7 protein-coding genes are annotated in these 3994 nt (G+C 62.2%); 3 read left to right on the top strand and 4 right to left on the bottom strand.

Annotation, left to right across the window (positions count from 1 at the left end):
- A partial coding sequence (locus J0I64_RS02765; protein ID WP_291406097.1) for a MerR family DNA-binding protein occupies nt 1-296 on the top strand: 296 nt, incomplete at its 5' end.
- A gap of 1 nt (nt 297) precedes the next feature.
- Nucleotides 298-498 (top strand): heavy-metal-associated domain-containing protein, encoded by a 201-nt coding sequence (locus J0I64_RS02760; RefSeq protein ID WP_291406096.1) that lies wholly within the window; start codon nt 298-300, stop codon nt 496-498.
- Nucleotides 499-570: 72 nt separating this feature from the next.
- Here J0I64_RS02760 and J0I64_RS02755 read toward each other — a convergent pair whose 3' ends face one another.
- The 4 genes from J0I64_RS02755 to J0I64_RS02740 all read right to left on the bottom strand — a co-directional run bounded on the left by J0I64_RS02755 (nt 571) and on the right by J0I64_RS02740 (nt 3191).
- Nucleotides 571-1047 carry an SRPBCC family protein gene (locus tag J0I64_RS02755; protein ID WP_291406095.1) on the bottom strand — a complete coding sequence of 159 codons (477 nt, stop codon included), beginning with the start codon at nt 1045-1047 and terminating at the stop codon, nt 571-573.
- Nucleotides 1044-1388 (bottom strand): metalloregulator ArsR/SmtB family transcription factor, encoded by a 345-nt coding sequence (locus J0I64_RS02750; RefSeq protein WP_291406094.1) that lies wholly within the window; start codon nt 1386-1388, stop codon nt 1044-1046. The genes J0I64_RS02755 and J0I64_RS02750 overlap by 4 nt, the downstream gene beginning before the upstream one ends.
- A gap of 123 nt (nt 1389-1511) precedes the next feature.
- Nucleotides 1512-2015 carry a GNAT family N-acetyltransferase gene (locus J0I64_RS02745; RefSeq protein WP_291406093.1) on the bottom strand — a complete coding sequence of 168 codons (504 nt, stop codon included), beginning with the start codon at nt 2013-2015 and terminating at the stop codon, nt 1512-1514.
- A gap of 156 nt (nt 2016-2171) precedes the next feature.
- Nucleotides 2172-3191 (bottom strand): LacI family DNA-binding transcriptional regulator, encoded by a 1020-nt coding sequence (locus J0I64_RS02740; protein ID WP_291406092.1) that lies wholly within the window; start codon nt 3189-3191, stop codon nt 2172-2174.
- A 197-nt stretch (nt 3192-3388) separates the two neighbouring features.
- Here J0I64_RS02740 and J0I64_RS02735 point away from each other — a divergent pair.
- Nucleotides 3389-3994, top strand: a 606-nt coding sequence (locus tag J0I64_RS02735; protein ID WP_291406091.1) for an ATP-binding cassette domain-containing protein, incomplete at its 3' end; no start/stop codon positions are given.

The following is a 3994-nucleotide window of genomic DNA, read 5'->3' as shown; positions in this document are numbered from 1 at the left end:
ATGGCAGCGATGAAGTGCATGTCCTGCGCTTCATCCGCCGCTCGCGCACCCTGGGCTTTTCCATCGAGGAAACCGGCGCCCTCCTCGCCCTCTGGCAGGACAAGAGCCGCGCCAGCGGCGAAGTCCGCGACATTGCGGCGGGCCATATCAGCGCGCTCGAAACCAAGATCGCCGAACTTGAATCCATGGTCGGGACGCTGAAGCATCTCGTCCATTGCTGCCAGGGCGACAACCGCCCCGATTGCCCCATTCTCGACGACCTCGCCGGGACACATTCCAAGAACAAAGGACACTGACATGGCCGACAAGACCATTTTCACCGTCAACGACATGACCTGCGGCCATTGCGTCGGCACGGTGCGCAAGGCCCTTGAACAGGCCCTGCCCGGCGCCGAGATCACTATCGACCTCGACAGCCACAAGGTGAGCTTCACCGGCGACCGCGCCAGGGGCGAGGAAGCGATCAAGGAAGCGGGCTATACGCCGGAAGCGGCGTAGCTTCCCCCCCACCGCCGCGACACCTCCCCCCTTGACGGGGGAGGATCGCGCATCGAGTTTGGCTAAGCCCTCTTACTCCCAATCCCCCTCCACAAACCGCCCAAGCTGATCGAGCAGCCCGTTCGTCCCACCTTCCCTCAGCCGCCCGCCATCATCAAACCCATCGAGATAGGCGCCCATCTCGGTCATCTTCAAAACCGTATGATCGCCATCCGCCGTCAGTTCAAACGTCGCGACCGAAACCGAAATCCGCACGTCATCGAGCGTCATGAAATAGGAATAGACGATCCGCTCATCAGGCACGATGTCCTGATAGACCGCGTGATAGGCATGCACCTGACCGCCGGGCGGGCCACCGATACTGGTCTCTAGGCCGCCGACCCTGAAATCGAGCGTATATTCACTCCGGCCCCAGGTTTCGGGCGGCGAAAACCACTTCACCTTGACCCCTGGCTCCGACAGCGCCCGATAGACCCGCGCACGGCTCGCCTTGTAGCGCCGCTCAAGCGTGAATGTGGCGTGGCTGACGCTGCGTTGCTTGTCGCTCATTTGGGCTCCTCCTCGCCGGCCGTGGCCTCGAGATATTCTCCCAGCCGGTCGAGCCGCTGCATCCAGAGCGTGCGCCGCTCATTGAGCCATTGCTCGGCAAGGCTCAGCGCCGCCGGCTCGATCTGGCAGGTCCGTACCCGCCCAACCTTTTGCGACGACACAAGGCCGCTCGCCTCCAGCGCCTGCAGATGCTGCACGACGGCGGGCAGCGACATGTCGAAAGGTTTTGCCAGCTCGCTCACCGAGGCCGGTCCCCGGCTCAGCCGATCGATCATGGCCCGCCGTGTCGGATCGGCCAGGGCCTGGAACATCTGGTCGAGATTGGGAGTTTGGTTAAGCATAAAATTAAGTAACAACACCGCCCGTGGACTGTCAACGGCGTCCCGCCAGCATACTCGGCCACAGTGCTGCCGCCTCGCGCTTACCGCAAAAAACCGAGTGCCCCTGAAGGCACCCGGCAAAGTTCAGGCGACCTCGATCCGCCAGCAGATCACCGGACCGTCCTCGGGATCAATCCGGTCGTCCACCCGTACAAAGCCATTGCGCTCCAACACGCGCTGGGAGGCGACATTGTCGGCACCGGTTTCGGCCGAAAGGGACCGAACCCGTCCGTCGCAACGTGCCCAGCCAAGCAAAGCCGCAACAGCCTGTGTTGCAAAGCCCCGCTGCTGCCGCGCCGGTGCGACGCCATAGCCGATATGCAGTTCGCCGGGGTCGAGCAGACGGGTGACCGACATGATTCCGACGATTTCCCCCTCCTCGACCAGCATCCAAGCCGATGGTGCGAATTGTTCGGCCAGTTGGGCCGCAAGGCCCGCCAGCATGTCCAGCACCATCGGCGGCGCCAACTCGACATCCCGTTCGAGGCGCAGGCCTCCGGGTGCCTTGCCCTCTTGGAGCAAGGCAAAGTCATTTCGGGTCATTTCAATAATCATGATGTTCTCGGCAAAAGAAAAACTCTCACCCATCCGTCAAGGGATGGGCGGTCTTGCCGCCGAGCGGACCATCGGGCCAAAAGCTGAAACGCTACCTTGCCGATCGGCCGCTTGGCGCGAAAAGCGAAAGGGAGGTCAAAGGCATTCTCCTGTTGTTGCCCTTGGCATAGCAGGCGAATGGCTGGCCGCCTAGCCTACCCGCGTCACCGAATTGCGCACGATCAGTTCGGCCCGCAGTAGCACCTGCTGTTCGCGCGGCTTTTCGCCGGCCAGCAGTGCCAGCAGCAGCTCCATCGCCGCCTCGCCGATCTTGTGGCGCGGCTGTTTCATCGTCGTCAGCGACGGGGTGACGAAGCTCGAGAACGAAATATCGTCAAAGCCCATGATCGAGAACTGCCGCGGCAGGTCATAGCGCCGCGCATTGAGCGAGATGATGATCCCGAGCGCCGTAGCGTCGTTGACGCAGAAAAACGCCGTGGGCAACGCATCGCGCACGAACATCAGTTCCGCCGCCGCGCGCCCGCTTTCGGTGGTGCCGTCGCCGTCGATGATCAACCGCGGATCGATCACGATCCCCGCCCCCGCCAGCGCCTTGCGATAGCCCTCTTCACGCAGCCGGTTAACCTCACGCCCCTGCGAGCGGCCGACAAAGGCGATCCGCCTGTGTCCCTGGGAAATCAGGTGCTCGGTCGCAATCCGTGCGCCCTCGAAATTGTCGACACCGACAAACGGCACCTCGGCATTGGGCACTGGCTCGTTGACCGCCACCATGGGCGGCAGGCGCCCCTCGGCCCCGTCCTGCCCAAAGCCATAGGGCAAGTGTCCGGTAAAAAGGATCAGCCCGTCGGCCTGGTTGGAGCTGATGAAGCGCAGATAGTCCGTCTCGCGCGTGGCGTCGTTTTGCGTATTGCCGATCAGCACGCCGTAGCCGCGCTTGCTGGCCTCGGTCTCGAGCCCCACCAGAATATTGGAAAAATTCGGGTCACCCACATCCGGCGCCAGAATCAGGATCATGTTGGATCGCCGCATGCGCAGCGATCGGGCCATGGCATTGGTGGTGTAGCCAGTACGGGCGATTGCCTCGTTCACCTTGCGGCGTGTTTCGTCGGCAACCTTGGTCGGCTCGTTGATGGCGCGACTAACCGTGGCGATGGATACGCCGGCAAGCGCCGCAACGTCTTCTATCGTGGCCAGTTTCTGGTGCTGCACTCTTAAAGCCCCGCACACCCACTGGCGCCGCGTTTCCCTGCCTCTAGCAGAAGCCACGCGTTGCGCCAGACCCTCCCAAGAGGCTTACTCTCTTTTGCCTATATGTAAACCTTTACATCATTCATGAAAACCTTTACATCACTTTCATGGGGACGAAGAGCCGGGGAAACGGCCGCGTCCATGGGAGGGATTTTGCGATGTCATCAGCCGAAGGCACAACTGCGTCTGCCGTTCTGTCTGCCAATCGCATCTCCAAGTCTTTTGGTGAAATTCCGGTGCTCTTCAGCATCGACTTCGACATCAAGCCCGGCGAAGTCCACGCCATCATCGGCGAAAACGGCGCGGGCAAGTCGACCCTGATCAAGATTCTCTCGGGCATCGAGCAGCCGACCTCCGGCTCGATCACCTATGACGGCGAGACCGTCACCCTGCCCGCCGACGGCAAGGCGGAAGCGATGGGCATCGTGCTCATCCACCAGGAACTGAACCTGGCCGAACATCTCACGGCCTCGGAGTCCATCTTCCTCGGTCGCGAAATCAAGCGTTTCGGATTCCTGGACCTCGGCGAGATGCGCAAACGCGCTGCCGCGCTGATGGACACGCTCCACGTCCGCGTCGATCCCGATGACCGGATCAGCACCCTCTCCGTCGCCGACAAGCAAATGGTCGAAATCGCCAAGGCCATCAGCCGCGATGCGCGCGTCCTCATCATGGACGAGCCGACAGCTGTGCTCTCCGTCGGCGAAACCCAGACTCTTTTCGAGCAGATCCGCCGCCTCACCGCCCGCGGTGTCGCCGTCATC

Origin of the sequence: Devosia sp. (genome assembly GCF_017307565.1) — a bacterium.
GTDB lineage: Bacteria > Pseudomonadota > Alphaproteobacteria > Rhizobiales > Devosiaceae > Devosia.
This window is presented reverse-complemented; position numbering and strand designations above follow the sequence as displayed.

Coding starts and splice junctions, on each gene's coding strand:
- J0I64_RS02750 (WP_291406094.1), bottom strand. CDS start 1,388: ATGCTTAACCAAACTCCCAATCTCGACCAGATGTTCCAGGCCCTGGCC.
- J0I64_RS02755 (WP_291406095.1), bottom strand. CDS start 1,047: ATGAGCGACAAGCAACGCAGCGTCAGCCACGCCACATTCACGCTTGAG.
- J0I64_RS02760 (WP_291406096.1), top strand. CDS start 298: ATGGCCGACAAGACCATTTTCACCGTCAACGACATGACCTGCGGCCAT.
- J0I64_RS02745 (WP_291406093.1), bottom strand. CDS start 2,015: ATGGGTGAGAGTTTTTCTTTTGCCGAGAACATCATGATTATTGAAATG.